We start from the raw sequence: 16,545 nt of genomic DNA on the forward strand, positions 1-16,545 counted from the left end.
ACGGCGCGGGTGGTCAGGATGTGGGCGACGTCTCCTACGGCAGCGTGCCGGCCGTCGCGATGTGTAACGTCACCGCGTCGGGATGCAGCCGCGGGCGCGCCATCGCGGTCACCGCCTTGCCGCCCTCGACCGACTCGTCCCGGATCCACTGCACCGGCGCCGCGAGCCCGATCCGCGCTACCTGGGAGACCGTCTCCAGGAAGTACCGCGACTCCACGACCGTCCACGGCCGGTCCCGCTCGTACGTGATCGCCTCGGCGGTCCGTGCCGGTCGTTCCCAGGCACCGCCCGCGGCGCGCTGGTTGCCGTACAGCAGTTGCCCGTCCGGGCGCAGTACGGCGACCCGGTCGGCCCACGTACTCGCATCGATCAGGTCGGCGGCCCGCAGCACGCCCGCATAGCCGCTGTCGTGGGCGCTCGGCGGCACGAGCCGGGCGAAGCCGTAGGCCTCCAGGCCGCGTAGGTGCCGCTCGAGGACGCCGAGGCGGCTGAAGACCTCTGTGACCGCGAGGAGCGCGATCTCGACCTGGTAGCCGGCCGTCTTGAACCGCTGCGCCGACTCGGCGAACGCGTCGGTGTCGAGGAACTCGGTCTCGACGATCGCGTCGTACCGCTGCTCGATCACGTGCGCCTCGGCCATCCCGTACCAGCGCAGGCCGTCGGCCTCGACGTCCGGGCTCGGGACCGGCGGCGCGTCGGCGATCGGCTGGTGGAAGTGCGGGTGGTACGGCTCGTAGGCGCTCGGGGTGAGTACGACCGGGCGGCTGCGGCGCCGCAGGATCGTGGCGACCAGCGCGGTGATCGAGGCCTTCCCGTCGCCCGGCTGACCGCCGACGAACGCCACCACCGGGTGCTCCTGGCGGGTGCCGGCGAGCTGGTCGGGGACGATCCGCTCGCGGAAGATCCGGGCGCTCTCCGCCGCGTCCAGCATCTCCCGGTCAGCGGCCGCCGACTCGGTCCCCCACGGACTCGTCACGACTGCTCCAGCGTCCCGTCGTCCTCGTCTTCGTCATCGTCGTCCGTGTCGTCCTCGTCGCCTTCATCGTCGTCTTCGTCGAGGTCCTCGTCGTCTTCCTCGTCCTCGTCGTCGATGCTCAGCAGGTCGTCGGCGTCCTTACGGATCCGCTTGATCGCGCGGGTGTCCTGCGGGGTGAGCTCCTGCCCACGCGCGGCCCAGTCCTGCTGCTCGGCGCGCCGGGTCACGCCGACCTCGGGATCGGTTTCGAGGTCGTCGTCAGTGATCGGGCGGGCACAGAAGCCGATCGCCTGCCGGACACCTTCCTGGGCGATCTCGTACGCCATCGCCTCGGGCGCCGACCAGCTCGCCTTGTCCAGCTGGGGCAGCACGTTCAGGGCGGCGACGTTGACCACGCACGAACGATATCTGACCTCCCAGGTCAGCGGTCCGGCGGCCGCATCCCTGTGCGAACACGAGATGAACCCCGTCCGTGGTTAGCCTTCCGATGCCTTGAACCGACGGGGAACCGATCGACAGCAGACCGCGTCTGCTCGAGTACCTGATCGATGGGAGCAACCAGACGGCTTTCGGCAAGAAGCCGCTCCGCCCCGTCGCGACGGGCAGGCCCAGAGCAGCTGAACACACGACGACAACGCGCCGCGGTTCGCGGCATCGATGAGAGGACTCGATATGGCCTTCGGCAGGAACAGGAACCAGGGCAGCAACACGCCGCAGAGCAAGAAGGGCAAGCCCCAGGAGCACGACAACAATCAGAGCCCGAGCAATCAGGCCAAGCACGAGCGCGGCGCTTCCCGGAAGCTGGCCGACCAGAAGCGGTCGACCAACCCCAACACCCGGCGCGGCCGCGAGAACGCGAAGAACCAGGGCAAGGGCAAGAGCAAGTAGTCAGGGCCACGCCGGCGCAGCCGGGACAACCGTTGATCGGTTGGACCCGGCCGCTGTCGCGTCTACCGCCGCCCCCGCCGACCGCCGCCGGCTGAACCACCGGAGCCGCGACCGGGCGAACCACCCGAGCCACGGCCGGAGTTGCGGCCGGACGCGCCGCCGGTGCGCTTGGCCGCGGGGTTGCCGCCGGAGCGGCGGCCTGTCGTTCCGCCGGTTCGGCCCGGCCCGCCTCTCTTCCCCCCGCCCGAGCCTGGTTGGTCGCGCGGTGGTTCGGGGGTTTCCAGGGTTCTCTTGACCTGGGTGAAGGCGTCGTCGGCGTTGCGGATCGGGCGGACGCCGGTCAGCTTGGGGATGGCGGCGCGTTGCCGGCGGGTGTGGGTCTGGATGCGTTCGACGACGCGGGAGCGGACCTCGGCGCGGTCGGACTCGTCGAGGTTCGCCACCGACGTGCCGCGGTCCAGCGCCACGTCGAACCACTCGGTGTACCCGTGCGTGTGGACGACCTGGTTCGGCGACTTCTGGCCGAGCCGGCGGTACTGCGCGAGGACGTCGTACCGCTCCTCCAGCCCGAGCACCTCGTCGCGGAGGCCGCGGGCGACCTGGTGGTCGTACGTCGCGGCGACGCGCTGGTCGATGTCCGTGGGCGAACGGTCGACCGCGAACACCACCTGCCGGGTGGCGGGGGCGACGGCGCGTCCGGGGTCGTTGCCCATGGCCCGGGCCAGCGCGTTCACGATCGCGTCGTAGTTGTTCTCGTGGATCTTCCCGGCCGCCTTCGGGTCCAGCCGGGCGAGTACGGCGTACGCGTCCTCGGCCATGCTCCGCGGGAAGTCCCGGCGGATCGCGTTCCGGGCCTCGGCGACCGCGTCCACCTCCCAGCCCTCGAGCAGCGAGCGGACGTACACGCTGGTGCCGCCGACGATCACCGGGACGCCGCCGGACGTCCAGCAGTCCTCCATGTGCCGGCGTGCCTCGGCGACGAACGTCTCCAGCTCGAGCTTCCGCACCGGCTCGGTGACGTCGATCATCGTGTGCGGGATACCCCGCATCTCCTCCGGCGTGGTCTTGCTGGTGCCGATGTCCATGTACCGGTACACCTGCCGCGAGTCCGCGGAGACCACCATCGGCGGCAGCCCGAGCTCGTCCCGGATCCGCAGGCAGAGATCGACCGACACCGCGGTCTTCCCCGCCGACGTCGGCCCGTACAGAGCAACCAGCAGGCGCGGCACGGCATCGGACATACCCTCAACCCTAGCCGGACCCCGCCGTCAGTACGCCGTGGACCGAGCAGCGGGCGGTCCAGCCTGTGGGGTGGACCTGGACGATCATCCGGCGGCGGCATTCGGCGCAGTACCGCGGCGGCTCGAGGGCCAGGGCTCGCACGCACGCCTCGTGCCGGCCCTCCGCACCGCAGCGCCCGCAGTACGTCACAGCGACTTCTGGAGTTCCTTCACCGGCATCTTCAGCTCGGCGAGGAGGTCGAGGTCGGCGGTGGCGGGGCGGCCGAGGGTGGTCAGGTAGTTGCCGACGATCACCGCGTTGATGCCGCCGAGCAGGCCGTCGCGGGTGCCCAGGTCGCCGAGCGTCAGCTCGCGGCCGCCGGCGTACCGCAGGACCGTCCGCGGCATCGCCAGCCGGAACGCGGCGATCGTCCGGAGCGCGTCCTTGCCGTCCATCACCTCGAGGTCGCCGAACGGCGTGCCCGGGCGCGGGTTGAGGAAGTTCAGCGGGACCTCGTGCGGGTCGAGCTCGGCGAGCTGCGCGGCCAGTTCGGCGCGCTGCTCGAGCGTCTCGCCCATCCCGACCAGGCCGCCGCAGCACAGCTCCATCCCGGACTCGCGCACCATCAGGCAGGTCTCCCAGCGCTCCTCGAACGAGTGCGTGGTGACCACGTCGCCGAAGTACGACCGGGCCGACTCGAGGTTGTGGTTGTACCGGTGCACGCCCCACGACTTCAGCTCGTCGACCTGCGCCTGGGTGAGCATGCCGAGTGAGCAGGCGATGTTGATGTCGACCTCGGCGTTGATCGCGTCGATGCCGGCCTTCACCTGGGACATCAGCCGCTCGTCCGGGCCGCGCACGGCGGCCACGATGCAGAACTCGGTGGCGCCGGTCTTCGCGGTCTCCCTGGCGGCCTCGACCAGCTCCGGGATGTTCAGCCAGACCGCGCGCACCGGCGAGGTGAACTGGCCGGACTGCGAGCAGAAGTGGCAGTCCTCGGGGCAGCCGCCGGTCTTCAGCGAGATGATCCCCTCGACCTCGACCTCCTCGCCGCACCACTTCACCCGGACGTCGTGCGCGAGCGCGAGCAGTTCGGGCAGCCGGTCGTCGGGCGTCCGGAGCACCTCGACCAGTTGCTCCTGGCGCAGCCCGATGCCCTGCTCCAGAACCTGCGCACGTGCCACGTCCAGGATGTCCATGCTTCTCCTGCCTCATCAGAACGGTCCGGCTCACAGTAAGCGAGAGGGGTACGCCGGTACTGCGGCGGGCGTCACGTGGAACACCTCGGCCCGGAGTGCCTCACGGCCACTCTCCGCACTCCCCGGAAAAGTTTCTGGATTTTTCTGCGGAACCTCGTAACCCCCCGTAGATGGGCTCGTTGATGTGTGCAGAGGCGGTTACCGCAAGGAAGACCGCCACCCGATTACCAAGAGCGACTGAAGCTGATCATTACAGTCAGCACGCAGAGTGGTCACAAGGCCTGGAGCTCGCGGAAATCGGAGGTAAGGTAGTAACCAAGAGCTCGGGTCGCCAGCTGTGGTTGGTGACCCGATCCCAAAGCGCCGGGCGCCTCACCCCGGCTTGAGTGGGTCCCTCGGGAAACGATTTGGGCGGAAACGTTCCCGAGGGACCTGCTCCCTTTTCTGGGCCTTTTCAGAATGCCTCAGCAACTTACTGCTGAGGCTTTTTCATTTGCCGCACCAATGATTCCGAACATTGCAGCTCCGTTACGGAGCGATCACGGAACGCAGCCGGCCGTCTCGCACCCTGGCCGGGTCAGGCAAAGGTTTTCCTGAGCTGTTGACGACCACCGCGGCTCGATGTCATCTTCGGTGACCGCAGGAAAACCTTTACCTCCTCTCGAGACGGTGGTCACTCATGGTCAGTCGGCGGACGGTGCTCAAACTCGGCGGGCTGAGCGTGGTGGCGAGCCCGCTCGTCCGGCCGGGTACGGCGGCCGCGGCCGGTCCGGCGGGTACCGCGGCGATCACGTCCGAGATCGCGTACCTGTCCGGCACCGGCAAGGACGACCCGGTCGACTGGCGGTTCATGGTGAGCAGCGGCCACAACTCCGGCACCTGGAGCACGATCCCGGTGCCTTCGAACTGGGAGCTGCAGGGCTTCGGGTCCTTCGAGTACGGCCAGCTCGTCAAGGACCACCCCGAGGAGGTCGCCGCCCGCGGCGTCTACGAGCACGCGTTCACGGTCCCGGCGGCCTGGCGCGGCCGGCGGATCTTCCTCGTCTTCGAGGGCAGCATGACCGACACCACGGTGGCGATCAACGACGTACCGGTCGGGCCGACCCACCAGGGCGGCTTCGTCCAGTTCCGGTACGACGTGACCGAGCGGCTGGTCTTCGGCCGGCCGAACCTGCTCCAGGTGACGGTCGACAACGAGTCCGCGAACGCGTCGATCAACGGCGCCGAACGCCGCGGCGACTTCTGGATCTTCGGCGGCATCTACCGGCCGGTCTACCTGCTCGCCCAGCCGGCCGAGTACGTCAAGCGGGTCGCGATCGACGCACCCGCCGACGGGAGGTTCTCAGTCGAGGTCTTCACCGGCGCCACCGCGCGCGCCGGCGGCGTCCGCGTACAGCTCCGCACCACCGAGGGGAAACCGGTCGGTCCCGCCGTCACCGCCGCGCTCGGCTCCGGCGGCAGCACCACCCTGACCACCACTGTGCAGGACCCAGCATTGTGGACCGCCGAGACCCCGAATCTCTACGAGGCCGAGGTGACGCTCACCGCCGGCAGCACCGACCTGCACCAGATCATCGAGCGGTTCGGGTTCCGCACGATCGAGGTCCGGCCGGGTCAGGGCCTGTTCGTCAACGGCACCCGGGTCATGCTCAAGGGCATCAACCGGCACGCCGAGTGGCCGGAGTCCGGCCGCACCACCAGCGCGAAGCTCGACCGGGACGACATCCTGCTGATGAAGGCGATGAACATCAACGCCGTCCGGCTGTCCCACTACCCGCAGGACCAGGACTTCTACGACTGTGCCGACGAGCTCGGGTTGTACCTGCTCGACGAGCTGACCGGCTGGGGTTCGCCGTACGACACCCCGAGTGCGAAGCGGCTGGTCAAGGAACTGGTGGTCCGCGACGTGAACCACCCGTCGGTGATCTTCTGGGACAACGGCAACGAGGGCGCCTGGAACACCGCGGTCGACGGCGACTTCGCGCTGTACGACCCGCAGCGCCGGACCGTGCTGCATCCGTCGAGTACGCCGTTCAACGGCGTCCGCACCACGCACTACCCGTCGTACCAGAACGCCGTCGACTACCTGACCGGTGAGCCGGACTCGAACTACCTGCCGACCGAGTTCCTGCACGCGATCTACGACGGTGGCGGCGGCGCGGCGCTGGCGGACTACTGGGACCTGATGACGAGCCGGCCGAACTCCGGCGGCGGGTTCATCTGGGCGCTGCTCGACGCCGGGATCGTCCGCGCCGACCAGGGCGGCCGGATCAACGTGGCGGGCGACCGCGGACCGGACGGCGTGGTCGGGCCGTTCCGGGAGCGGGAGGGCAGCTTCGCCGCGATCCGGGAGATCTGGTCGCCGATCCGCGCGACGCTGAGCCCGGCCGGCACCGGCGGCTTCGGGATCGAGCTGCGCAACGAGTACGACTTCACCGATCTCGCCGACTGCGGGTTCGCCTGGAGCCTGATCGGTTTCCACCGGCCCGACGAGGACCAGGACGGCCACACGGTCGTTGCCGCCGGCACCGTCAAGGCGACCGCCGGACCGGGTCGCAGCACGACCTCCGTCCTGCGTCCGCCGGCTCCGGCCGTGGCGCGCGCCGACGCGCTGACACTGACCGCGACCGACCCGTCCGGCCGCGAGGTGGCCTCGTGGGTGTGGCCACTCACCGACGCCGCCGGCCACCGGGACCGGATCGTGAAGACCGGACCGGGTACGGCAACGGCCTGCGAATCCGCAGGCACGATCACGATGACCGCCGCGGGCACGGAGATCACCGTCAGCAAAGACACCGGCCAACTGGTCGGCGTACGGAAGGACGGCCGGACGCTGTCCCTCGCCAACGGGCCGGTGGCCGCGGTCGGTACGGCGACACTCACCGGCATCACGCATCACCGGGACGGGTCGGCGTACGTCGTCCGCGCCGACTACACAGGCGGGCTGTCGTCGGTGACCTGGCGGTTGCGGGGCGATGGGTGGCTCGCGCTGGAGTACGCGTACGGCGTCAGCGGCGACCGGGCGTACTCCGGTGTCTCGTTCGACTACCCGGAAGACCAGGTCGGCAGCCTGAAGTGGCTCGGCAAGGGCCCGTACCGGGTGTGGAAGAACCGCCTGCAGGGCCCGACGACGGGTGTGTGGTCGAAGACGTACAACGACACGGTGACCGGCGCCGACGGCTGGCAGTACCCGGAGTTCAAGGGCTATCACGCCGGGACCTACTGGGCGGTGCTGGGCAGCCGCGAGGGCGACATCACGATGGTCACCGAGCAGGACGACCTGTTCCTGCGGCTGTTCACGCCCAGCTTCGGGCCGAACCCGGGACGCGCGACCGCGGTCTTCCCCGGCGGGAACATCTCGTTCCTCGACGAGATCGCGCCGGTCGGCAACAAGAACCACGTGCCGGCTGACACCGGTCCCTCAGGCCGGCCGAACTCGGGCGACCGGCAGTACCGGCGGACGATCTGGTTTTCGTTCGCGCCCAAGGCCACCCGGCTGGCAATCGACGCCCTTGACGAGATCCAGCTCGGCCAACCGGTGGCGATCGTCACCCGCTTCACGAACGACGCGGCCGCGGTCGACGACGTCACGCTGACGCTCGCGGTCCCGCGCGGCTGGACCGCACAGCCGCGGACCCCGGATCACTTCGGCGTCGTCGGGACCGGCCAGACCGTCCGGACCACGTGGACGGTCACGCCACCTCCGAAGACGTACGGCAGGTTCACGGTCAAGGCCGAGGCGGGTTACCTCGACCCGGCGACCCGCACACGTCGCGCGGTCTGGAGCGAGGCCACGGACGCGGTCGTCGCCAGCGGCCCCAAGCCGCCGGAGCTGATGGCCTGGTACAAGTTCGACGGCGACACCAATGACTCCAGCGGCTATCGGAGCCTGCCGGCGACTGTGTCCGGCAGCGTGTCCTGGGTCGGCGGCCGCGTGGGGCAGGCGGCCCAGCTCGACGGCAACAGCCACCTCCGGCTGCCGGAAGGGGTTCTCGCCAATGCCCGCGAGGCGACCGTCGCGTGCTGGGTGAAGCTGGACGCGGCCCCGCGCTGGCTGCGGATCTTCGACTTCGGCTTCGACCGGACGACGTACCTGTTCGTTGCCCAGGGCGACAATCTGCGGCCGCCGGAGCTCACCGACAGCATGCTGATGTTCGCGATCACGATGAACGGGTCGGGTGCCGAGCAGCGGCTGCACGCTCCGGCGCTGCCGACCGGGGTGTGGAAGCACGTCGCGGTCACGCTGTCCGGCAAGGCAGGCGGGCGGCTGTACATTGACGGCGTCCAGGTCGACGCGAACCCGGCAATGGACCTGGTCCCGATGTACCTCGGCGACACCACCCGCAACTACGTCGGCCGCTCGCAGTTCCAGGGCGACCCGTACCTGCCCGGCGCCGTCGACGACCTGCGGATCTACGGCCGCGCCCTGACCCCGGGCGAGGTGGGTGACATGCTCTAGTCCCGCACCGTCTCCTTCGGGAAGATCGGCAGCCGCAGCGCCCCGGGGGCGTCGTCCGGTACGACGGGGTGCCCGGGCTTCACCGGCTGGATCCGGCGGTACTCCGTGCCGAGTGCCGGACGCGGGTCGTCCGCGCCCTTGTTCGGCCAGAACGACAGGGCACGCTCGGCCTGCGCGGTGATCGTCAGCGACGGGTTGACGCCGAGGTTCGCGGAGATCGTGGAGCCGTCGACGATGTGCAGGCCGTCGTACCCGTACACGCGGTGGTACGGGTCCACGACGCCGGTGGCGGCCGAGTCCCCGATCGCGCAGCCGCCGATGAAGTGCGCGGTCATCGGCACGTTGAACGGCTCGCCGATCGTCCCGCCCGGCGTCCCGTTCATCAGCTTCGCCATCCGCCGGACGACCTGGTTCGCGACCGGGATCCAGGACGGGTTCGGGGCGCCGTGGCCCTGCTTGGAGGTCAACTTCCAGCGGCCGAGCCGGTCCCGTTTGCCGTACGTCGTGATCGAGTTGTCCGCGGTCTGCATGACCAGGGCGATCACGGTCCGCTCCGACCAGTGCTTCAGGTCGTACAGCCGGCGGATGTTCTTCCGCTGCACGCCCAGTTCACGCAGCCAGGTCCGCCAGCGCGGCTTGTCGCCGTCGCCGTCGGTCAGCACGGTCTGCAGCAGCGACATCGCGTTGCTGCCCTTCCCGTACCGGACCGGCTCGATGTGCGTGATGTCGTCCGGGTGGAACGACGACGTGATCGCCACGCCGCGGGTGTAGTCGACGTCGGTCTCCCGGGAGATTGCCCCGAGCAACGATTCGGAGTTGGTCCGGGTCAGCACCCCGAGCCGGTCCGACAGCCGCGGCAGCTTGCCCTCGTCGCGCAGCCGGTGCAGCAGCTTCGCGGTGCCGAGCGCCGAGGCGGCGAACACCACCTGCCGGGCGGTGAACCGCCGGGTCAGCTTTCGATGAGACGTACGGCGGGTGTCGATCGCGTACCCGCCCTCCGGGAGCGGTTCGACAGACGTGACCGTGGTCAGCGAGTAGACCTCCGCGCCGGCCTTCTCGGCCAGGTAGAGGTAGTTCTTGGTGAGCGTGTTCTTCGCGTTGTGCCGGCAGCCGGTCATGCACTCGCCGCAGTCGACACAGCCGGTACGCCGCGGTCCGGCGCCGCCGAAGTACGGGTCGTCGACCTCGACCCCGGGCTCGCCGAAGAACACGCCGACCGGTGTCGGGTGGAACGTCTCCCCCACGCCCATGTCCTCGGCGACCTGCTTCATCACCTTGTCGGCGGGCGTGAAACCCGGGTACGTCGTGACGCCGAGCATCCGCTTCGCCTGGTCGTAGTACGGCGCGAGCTCGGCCTTCCAGTCGGTGATGTGCGACCAGGCGCGGTCCGTGTAGAACGCCGGCAACGGTTCGTACAGCGTGTTCGCGTACACCAGGCTGCCGCCGCCGACGCCCGCACCGGACAGGATGATCACGTCGCGCAGCGCGCTGATCCGCTGGATCCCGTACATGCCCAGCTTCGGCGCGAAGAGAAACCGCTTGGTGTCCCACGAGTTCTTCGCGTACGACGCGTCGTCGAACCGGGCGCCCGCTTCCAGTACGGCGACCCGGTACCCCTTCTCGGTCAGCCGCAACGCCGACACCGACCCGCCGAAGCCGGACCCGATGACGACCACGTCGTAGTCGAAGCTCATGGGCGGCCGATCTTCTTCAGGACCCGCAACGCTCCTGTCATCAGCTCGGCGAACTTCTCGTCGGAGATGCCGTGCGAGGCCGCGATCGGGATCAGCCGCTGGGTCGCGATCGCCTGCGGTTCGACGTACCGGCGGATGCCCTCGACGCCCTGCCGCCGGCCGAGACCCGACGAGCGCATGCCGCCCATCGGGGTGTCGATCGAGCCGAACGTCGCGCCGTACCCCTCGTTGACGTTCACGGTGCCGGCCGTCAGCTGCGCGGCGACCGCGCGGCCGCGGCGGCCGTCGCGGGTCCAGACACTCGCGTTCAGGCCGTACTCGCCCTCGTTCGCACGCTGGATCGCCTCGGACTCGTCGGAGAACCGGTAGATCGAGACGACCGGGCCGAAGGTCTCGTTGTCGAAGCACTCCATCGCGGGCGTCACCCCGGACAGCACGGTCGGCTCGTAGAACAGCTCGCCGATGTCCGGGCGCGGTTTCCCGCCGGCCAGCACGGTGGCGCCCTTCTCTCGCGCGTCTTCCACGTGCCGCGTGACCGTCTCGAGCTGTGCCTTCGAGATCAGCGACCCCATGTCGACGTCCCAGCCGGTGCCGGCGCTCAGCCGGAGCTTCTTCACCCGGTCCACGAACGCGGTCACGAACGCGTCGTACACCTGGTCGGCGACGTACAGCCGCTCCATCGAGACGCACAGTTGGCCGGCGTTCGCGAAGCACGCGCGGACGGCGCCCTCGGCGGCGCGGTTGATGTCGGCGTCCCGCAGTACCAGCATCGGGTTCTTGCCGCCGAGCTCGAGGCTGCAGCCGATCAGCCGTTCACCGCACTGCCGCGCGACCAGCCGGCCGGTCTTCGTCGAGCCGGTGAAGCAGATGTAGTCGGCGTTCTGGATCAGCGCGCCGCCGACCGTCGGGCCGTCGCCGTTCACCGCGAGCCAGGCCTCGCGCGGCAGGCCGGCCTCGTACAGCAGCTCGATGCCGCGGAGCGCGGTCAGCGGGGTCTGGCTGTCCGGCTTGTGGACGACCGTGTTGCCGGCCAGGATCGCCGGCAGACCGTCGGAGATCGCCATCGTCAGCGGGTAGTTCCACGGCGAGATGATGCCGACGACACCCTTCGGGGCGAAGCGTTCCTCCGCGCGGGTGAGCACCGGGAAGATCCCGAGCTTGCGCTGCGGCTCCAGCAGCTCGAACGCCTTGCGGCCGTAGTACCGCGCGGTCAGCGCGACGTGCGCGAGTTCCTCGAACGCCTGCTTCCGCGCCTTGCCGGACTCGCGGATGATCAGGTCGACCAGCTCGTGCCGGTGGTCGAGGACCAGGTCGTGGTACCGCAGCAGGATCGCGGCGCGCTCCGCGAGCGGCACCCGGCGCCAGGTCTGCTGGGTCTTCCGGGCGGCCCGGACCGCGGCGGTCACGTCGTCCGCACTCGAGGTCGGCAGGTCCGCGATCGGCTGCCCGGTGGCCGGCGCGTACGACGTCCTGGTGCCCGCCGTCGCGCGCAGCAGCCCCGACAACCGCCGGATAACCGACTGATCGGTCGCGTACGACGCGGTCGGATCGAGCTCCGGATCAGCTGGAATCGACGTCTGCTCGCTCATACGTGAAGGCTACCTGCCGGTAATAGCGGCTGTCAGTATCAGAGAATGGTTAAGCTGAGCGGCTGAAGCTCGCGAAGGGGTGGAACGTAAAGATGGTGGACAGCGGGGGGCTTTGGACGCCTCCTGAGGACGAGCTCAGTGAGGCGCTGCAGACAGCCCAGGTGCTGATCGAGGAAGGCCGGGCCGACGAGGCCGGGCCGTACCAGCAGCGGGTCATCGAGCTGGCCAGGGAACGCGCCGAGGCGCGCCCGAACCACTACGAGGCCAAGCACCTGATGGCCGCGACGCAGTACGAGCTGGCCGGCTCTCTCAACGCCTCCGGCCGGCACGAGGAGGCGCTGGTCGCGCTGCACGAGGCGCAACTCGGCTACACCGAGCTCCAGGACGCCGGTGTCCTCGACGCCACCTGCTTCCTCGCCGACGTCCGCGCCCGGCGCGCGATGACCCAGGCGCACCGCGGCCACGGCGCCACCGCCGTACTGGAGATGGACGGCGCGGTGATCGCGTACGGCCAGCTCGTCGGCGGCCCGGACGGGCTGAAGCACCAGCCCGACTTCGCCCGGGTGCTGGCGATGAACGCGCTGATCCTCCGCCGGTACGGCGACCCCGCACTCGCGGTCGCCTCCGCGGACGCCGCGACCCAACTCTTCCTGCAGCTCGCGGACCAGATCAACGAGAGCCCGCAGTCGCTGTCGTACGCCCGCTACCTGTGTACGGCGACCGCGGTGTCCGCCGACGTCCACGCGGCCGAGGGACGGCTGGACCTCGCGCTCGAGGCCGACGAGATCGGGCTGACCACGGCCGACACGCTCGCCGACTCGGACTCGGCGACGGACATGCGCACGCTGGTCGCCGCCCTGGTCCGCAAGGGCAAGCACCTCGGCAGCGTCGGCCGCCTCGAAGGCGAGTCCTGCCTGCAGACGGCGTACGACACCGACCCGGAGACGGCGACCCGGGTGGTTGAGGAGCTGGACCGCGGGCTGCCGCTGACACTGGTCGCGGCGCTGGACAACGCGGAGACGAAGCTCGGGCCGTTCGAGCAGTACCACCGGCTGGTGGCGCTGAGCGAGCCCGCGCCCGGGATGACGCTGGCGACCGTGTCGGGCCGGACGGATCCGGAGTCGGCGGCGCTGCGCGCGGTCGAGCTGGCCGAGCTGGTGCGGCCGCTGCTGTCACAGGACGGGGCGGCCGCGCTGACACTCGGGCTGGAGGCGCACTACCTGTTCGCGATCTCGTCGGAGCGCGAGTCGCACCGGATGCGCTTCCAGACCGCGACGTACGTGCCGATCTGGGCGCAGCTGCTGCTGGACATCTCCGAGGCCTACTTCCAGGCCGGCCGGACCGAGATCGCGCTCGACCTCGGCGGCTGGTGCGCGGAGGTCGCGACCGCGCTGATCCCGTTCGCCGACGACGACGAGAAGATGAAGGACCTGGCCGGCGCCTGCTACCGGCACCACGGCAACCTGCTCGCCGCAACCGGTGACGTCACCGCCTCGCATCACGCTCACGAGGCCGCGGAGCAACTCCAGCTCGGCCGTTGACGGCCGGCCGGTCCCGGGCGGACGCTGACGCTGGGGGTGGCGAACATGGATGTCGTGGAGTTGCACAACCGCGCGGTCGCGAACTTCGCGGAACTGGTCTCCGGGGTGGCGGCCGACCAGTGGCCGGCGCCGACGCCGTGCACGGACTGGGAAATCCGGGCCTTGGTGAACCACGTCGTCGGCGAGGAACGCTGGACGGTGCCGCTGATGCAGGGCCGGACGATCGCCGAGGTCGGGGACGCCTTCGACGGCGATCTGCTCGGGGACGATCCGGCCGCCGCCGCGGCGGCCGCGGCCCGCGCGGCACAGGACGCGGCGACATGGTCGATCGACACGGTGCACCTGTCGTACGGCGACGAGGATCCGCCGGAGTACCTGCGGCAGCTCGCGGCGGACCACCTGATCCACGGGTGGGACCTGGCCGTCGCGATCGGCGTACCGCCGAGGCTGGAGGCGGACCTGGTGGCGGAGGTCGGAGCCTGGTTCGCGGACCGGGAGGAGATCTACCGATCCGCCGGGCTGGTCGGCGCGCCGCTGGCCGGCTTCACCGACCCGGCCGACACCTTGCTCGCCGCCTTCGGGCGCGACCCGCGGTGGACTCCGGCGTCGGTGACGGCTTCCGAGGCGGGAAGAACCTCGCGTACGTGAAGTGCTAGTCGGTCGGGTCGGCGCGCAGGGCGCCGACGAACAGGCCGGCTTCGGCTTCGGTCATGCCGGTCTCGGAGACCACCAGGGCGGTTGCCTGGTGGAGCTCGCCGGCCGCCTTCAACGCGCGGGTGCGCTCGGCGAGGTTGGTGTTCGGGCGGCGGACCACCGGGGTCTCGGTGGTCGGCGGCACGTACCGGCCGAGCCGGATCTCGTCCACCAGCTCCTTCGCGTGCACGAGTCCGAGACCGGTACGCTCACGGACCAGCTTGACCGCGTTCACCACCTTCTTGGTGGTGATCAGGAACCGCACCTGGTCAACGTCGTCGGGGGACAGTCGCGCGCGCCCTACGGCAAGGGCAACGTTGTCCGTGTCCTGGCTGTTTCGTCGGCTGAACAATCCCATGCCGCAATCCTTCCAGAACCCGTCAAACCGCGAGCACCACCAGCAAGTCGCCCAGCATCCGGGCACCCGTCAGCCCCCGGCGCCGCCGGCCGGGCAGGCTCAGCTTCCGGCGAGCACCCGGAGCACCTCCGGCCAGGCCAGTGCGCCCAGCTCCCGGTCCGCCGCGTCGGTCCCGCCGCGCGCCATCCGCTGCCCGGCGGTCTTCGTTTCCTCGCCCGGCAGTACGGCGCGATGCCCGGCGGCGGCGACCGTGACGACGCCGGTCGGGCGGTCGCCGCGGCACCGGACGATCTCGTCGGCGAACTCGACCGCGGGCCACACCCGGTCGTCGCCGCCCGCGACCAGCAGGACCTCGCCGCGGATCCGCTCCACGGGGATCCGCATCTGCTCGGTCGCCGCCCGCAGGCTCTGCCGGTACAGCCCGGTGAAGCTCGGCGGGTCGGTGTCGGGCTGCCAGTCCCGGTCGTACGGGACGAACGGTAGCGGCTTCCCCTGCCACGTCCACCCGGACCGCTGGCTGCCGTCCTCCAGGTTCCGCCCCCAGACGTACGCGCTCGGGGCGAACGCGATCACCGCGTCCACCCGCTCGTCGAGCGCTCCGAGCAGCAGCGCCGCCTCCGCGCCCCACGAGCTACCCATCACGACCACCCGGTCGTTGCGCGCCAACTCGTCCAGCGGAAACGACTCCAGCGGCACCTCGTGCGTCACCGCCCACGTCGGCGCGAGTACGTCGTACCCCTCGGCCTCGAGCAGTCGCGCCCGCCCGAGATCCGGCGTACCACTGGAACCGTGCAGGAGCAGTACGCCAACCATGCTCAACCGACGACGACCTCGACCCGCTGGAACTCCTTGAGCTCCGTGTAACCGGTGGTGGCCATCGCGCGCTTCAGGGCGCCGACCAGGTTCATCGTGCCGTCCGGGACCCAGGACGGGCCGAACAGGATCTGCTCCATCGTGCCGGTGACGCCGACCTCGACGCGCTCGCCGCGGGGCAGGTCCTGGTGCCAGGCCTCGGCACCCCAGTGGTACCCGCCGCCGGGAGCGTCGCTCGCGCGGGCCAGCGGCGAACCGACCATCACCGCGTCCGCGCCGCAGGCGATCGCCTTCGCCACGTCGCCGGACCGGCCGACCGAACCGTCCGCGATCACGTGCACGTAGCGCCCGCCGGACTCGTCCATGTAGTCCCGCCGCGCCGCCGCCACGTCGGCGACCGCCGACGCCATCGGCACCGCGACGCCGAGCACCTTGCGGGTGGTGTGCGCGGCACCGCCGCCGAAGCCGACCAGCACGCCGGCCGCACCGGTGCGCATCAGGTGCAGGGCAGCCTGGTGGGTCGCGCAGCCACCGACGATCACCGGGACGTCGAGGTCGTAGATGAACTGCTTGAGGTTCAGCGGCTCCGCCTGGCCGGACACGTGCTCGGCGGACACCGTCGTACCGCGGATGACGAACAGGTCGACACCCGCGTCCACGACGTGCTTCGCGAACTGCTTGGTGCGCTGCGGCGACAGCGCCCCGGCCACGGTCACGCCGGAGGCGCGGATCTCCTGCACCCGCTGCGAGATCAGCTCGGGCTTGATCGGCGCCGCGTAGATCTCCTGCAGCCGGTGCGTCGCCTGCTGCGCGTCCAGCTCGGTGATCTCGGCGAGCAGGTTCGACGGGTCCTCGTACCGCGTCCACAGCCCCTCGAGGTTGAGGACGCCGAGCCCGCCGGCCTTGCCGATCGCGATCGCGGTCTGCGGCGACATCACCGAGTCCATCGGCGCGGCCAGGATCGGCAGCTCGAACCGGTACGCGTCGATCTGCCAGGCGACCGAGACCTCCTCGGGATCCCGCGTCCGCCGCGACGGCACGATCGCGATGTCGTCGAACGCGTACGCCTGCCGGCCGCGCTTGGCGCGGCCGATCTCGATCTCGGTCATCTGGT

At 70.4% G+C, this 16,545-nt stretch carries 14 protein-coding genes; 4 read left to right on the top strand and 10 right to left on the bottom strand.

From position 1 onward, the window contains the following. Positions 1-34: 34 nt before the first annotated feature. Together AB0M51_RS34175 and AB0M51_RS34180 are read right to left on the bottom strand one after the other, a co-directional pair. Positions 35-976 (bottom strand): zeta toxin family protein, encoded by a 942-nt coding sequence (locus AB0M51_RS34175; protein ID WP_344191858.1) that lies wholly within the window; start codon positions 974-976, stop codon positions 35-37. Beyond that, entirely contained in the window at positions 973-1,371 is a 399-nt protein-coding gene (locus AB0M51_RS34180; protein ID WP_344191856.1) for a hypothetical protein, read from the bottom strand. The genes AB0M51_RS34175 and AB0M51_RS34180 overlap by 4 nt, the downstream gene beginning before the upstream one ends. 277 nt (positions 1,372-1,648) lie before the next feature. On the opposite strand from AB0M51_RS34180, the gene AB0M51_RS34185 reads away from it, so the two are divergent. Further along, positions 1,649-1,864 (top strand): hypothetical protein, encoded by a 216-nt coding sequence (locus tag AB0M51_RS34185; protein WP_344191854.1) that lies wholly within the window; start codon positions 1,649-1,651, stop codon positions 1,862-1,864. 62 nt (positions 1,865-1,926) lie between these two features. Here AB0M51_RS34185 and AB0M51_RS34190 read toward each other — a convergent pair whose 3' ends face one another. From AB0M51_RS34190 to bioB, 3 genes are read right to left on the bottom strand one after another with little or no spacing between them, the layout of a single operon-like run. After that, complete coding sequence (locus AB0M51_RS34190) at positions 1,927-3,105, bottom strand: hypothetical protein (protein ID WP_344191852.1); 1,179 nt, start codon at positions 3,103-3,105, stop codon at positions 1,927-1,929. A 10-nt stretch (positions 3,106-3,115) separates the two neighbouring features. Further along, positions 3,116-3,295, bottom strand: a complete 180-nt coding sequence (locus tag AB0M51_RS34195) for a hypothetical protein (RefSeq protein ID WP_344191850.1) — start codon at positions 3,293-3,295, stop codon at positions 3,116-3,118. Then, positions 3,292-4,284: a biotin synthase BioB gene (gene bioB, locus AB0M51_RS34200; protein ID WP_344191848.1), complete on the bottom strand. Its 993-nt coding sequence runs from the start codon at positions 4,282-4,284 to the stop codon at positions 3,292-3,294. The genes AB0M51_RS34195 and bioB overlap by 4 nt, the downstream gene beginning before the upstream one ends. A 679-nt stretch (positions 4,285-4,963) precedes the next feature. Between bioB and AB0M51_RS34205 the strand changes: the two genes are divergently transcribed. Further along, positions 4,964-8,743 carry a glycoside hydrolase family 2 TIM barrel-domain containing protein gene (locus AB0M51_RS34205; protein WP_344191846.1) on the top strand — a complete coding sequence of 1,260 codons (3,780 nt, stop codon included), beginning with the start codon at positions 4,964-4,966 and terminating at the stop codon, positions 8,741-8,743. Here the strand turns inward: AB0M51_RS34205 and AB0M51_RS34210 are convergent. Next, on the bottom strand, positions 8,740-10,437 hold the full coding sequence (locus tag AB0M51_RS34210) for a GMC family oxidoreductase (RefSeq protein WP_344191844.1): 1,698 nt from the start codon (positions 10,435-10,437) through the stop codon (positions 8,740-8,742). The two genes, AB0M51_RS34205 and AB0M51_RS34210, sit on opposite strands and share 4 nt — an antisense overlap. After that, the gene (locus AB0M51_RS34215; protein WP_344191842.1) at positions 10,434-12,026 is read right to left on the bottom strand and encodes a succinic semialdehyde dehydrogenase; all 1,593 of its coding nucleotides are present in this window, start codon (positions 12,024-12,026) and stop codon (positions 10,434-10,436) included. Before AB0M51_RS34215 ends, AB0M51_RS34210 begins: the two co-directional genes overlap by 4 nt. Before the next feature lie 92 nt (positions 12,027-12,118). Here AB0M51_RS34215 and AB0M51_RS34220 point away from each other — a divergent pair, with 92 nt between their 5' ends. Next, entirely contained in the window at positions 12,119-13,567 is a 1,449-nt protein-coding gene (locus AB0M51_RS34220; RefSeq protein WP_344191840.1) for a hypothetical protein, read from the top strand. Between the two features lie 45 nt (positions 13,568-13,612). Then, positions 13,613-14,215, top strand: coding sequence for a TIGR03086 family metal-binding protein (locus AB0M51_RS34225; RefSeq protein WP_344191838.1), 603 nt, complete (start codon positions 13,613-13,615; stop codon positions 14,213-14,215). Between the two features lie 4 nt (positions 14,216-14,219). On the opposite strand, the gene AB0M51_RS34230 is transcribed toward AB0M51_RS34225, so the two are convergent. The 3 genes from AB0M51_RS34230 to AB0M51_RS34240 all read right to left on the bottom strand — a co-directional run bounded on the left by AB0M51_RS34230 (position 14,220) and on the right by AB0M51_RS34240 (position 16,540). Continuing rightward, a complete protein-coding gene (locus AB0M51_RS34230; protein WP_344191836.1) occupies positions 14,220-14,618 on the bottom strand; it encodes a hypothetical protein in 399 nt (132 codons plus the stop codon). Positions 14,619-14,717: 99 nt separating this feature from the next. Further along, positions 14,718-15,431: an acyl-CoA thioester hydrolase/BAAT C-terminal domain-containing protein gene (locus AB0M51_RS34235; protein ID WP_344193510.1), complete on the bottom strand. Its 714-nt coding sequence runs from the start codon at positions 15,429-15,431 to the stop codon at positions 14,718-14,720. Between the two features lie 2 nt (positions 15,432-15,433). Next, positions 15,434-16,540 (bottom strand): GuaB3 family IMP dehydrogenase-related protein, encoded by a 1,107-nt coding sequence (locus tag AB0M51_RS34240; RefSeq protein WP_344191834.1) that lies wholly within the window; start codon positions 16,538-16,540, stop codon positions 15,434-15,436. Between the last annotated feature and the right edge of the window lie 5 nt (positions 16,541-16,545).

It is taken from the genome of Kribbella sp. NPDC051137 (assembly GCF_040682535.1).
GTDB classification, from domain to species: domain Bacteria; phylum Actinomycetota; class Actinomycetes; order Propionibacteriales; family Kribbellaceae; genus Kribbella; species Kribbella karoonensis.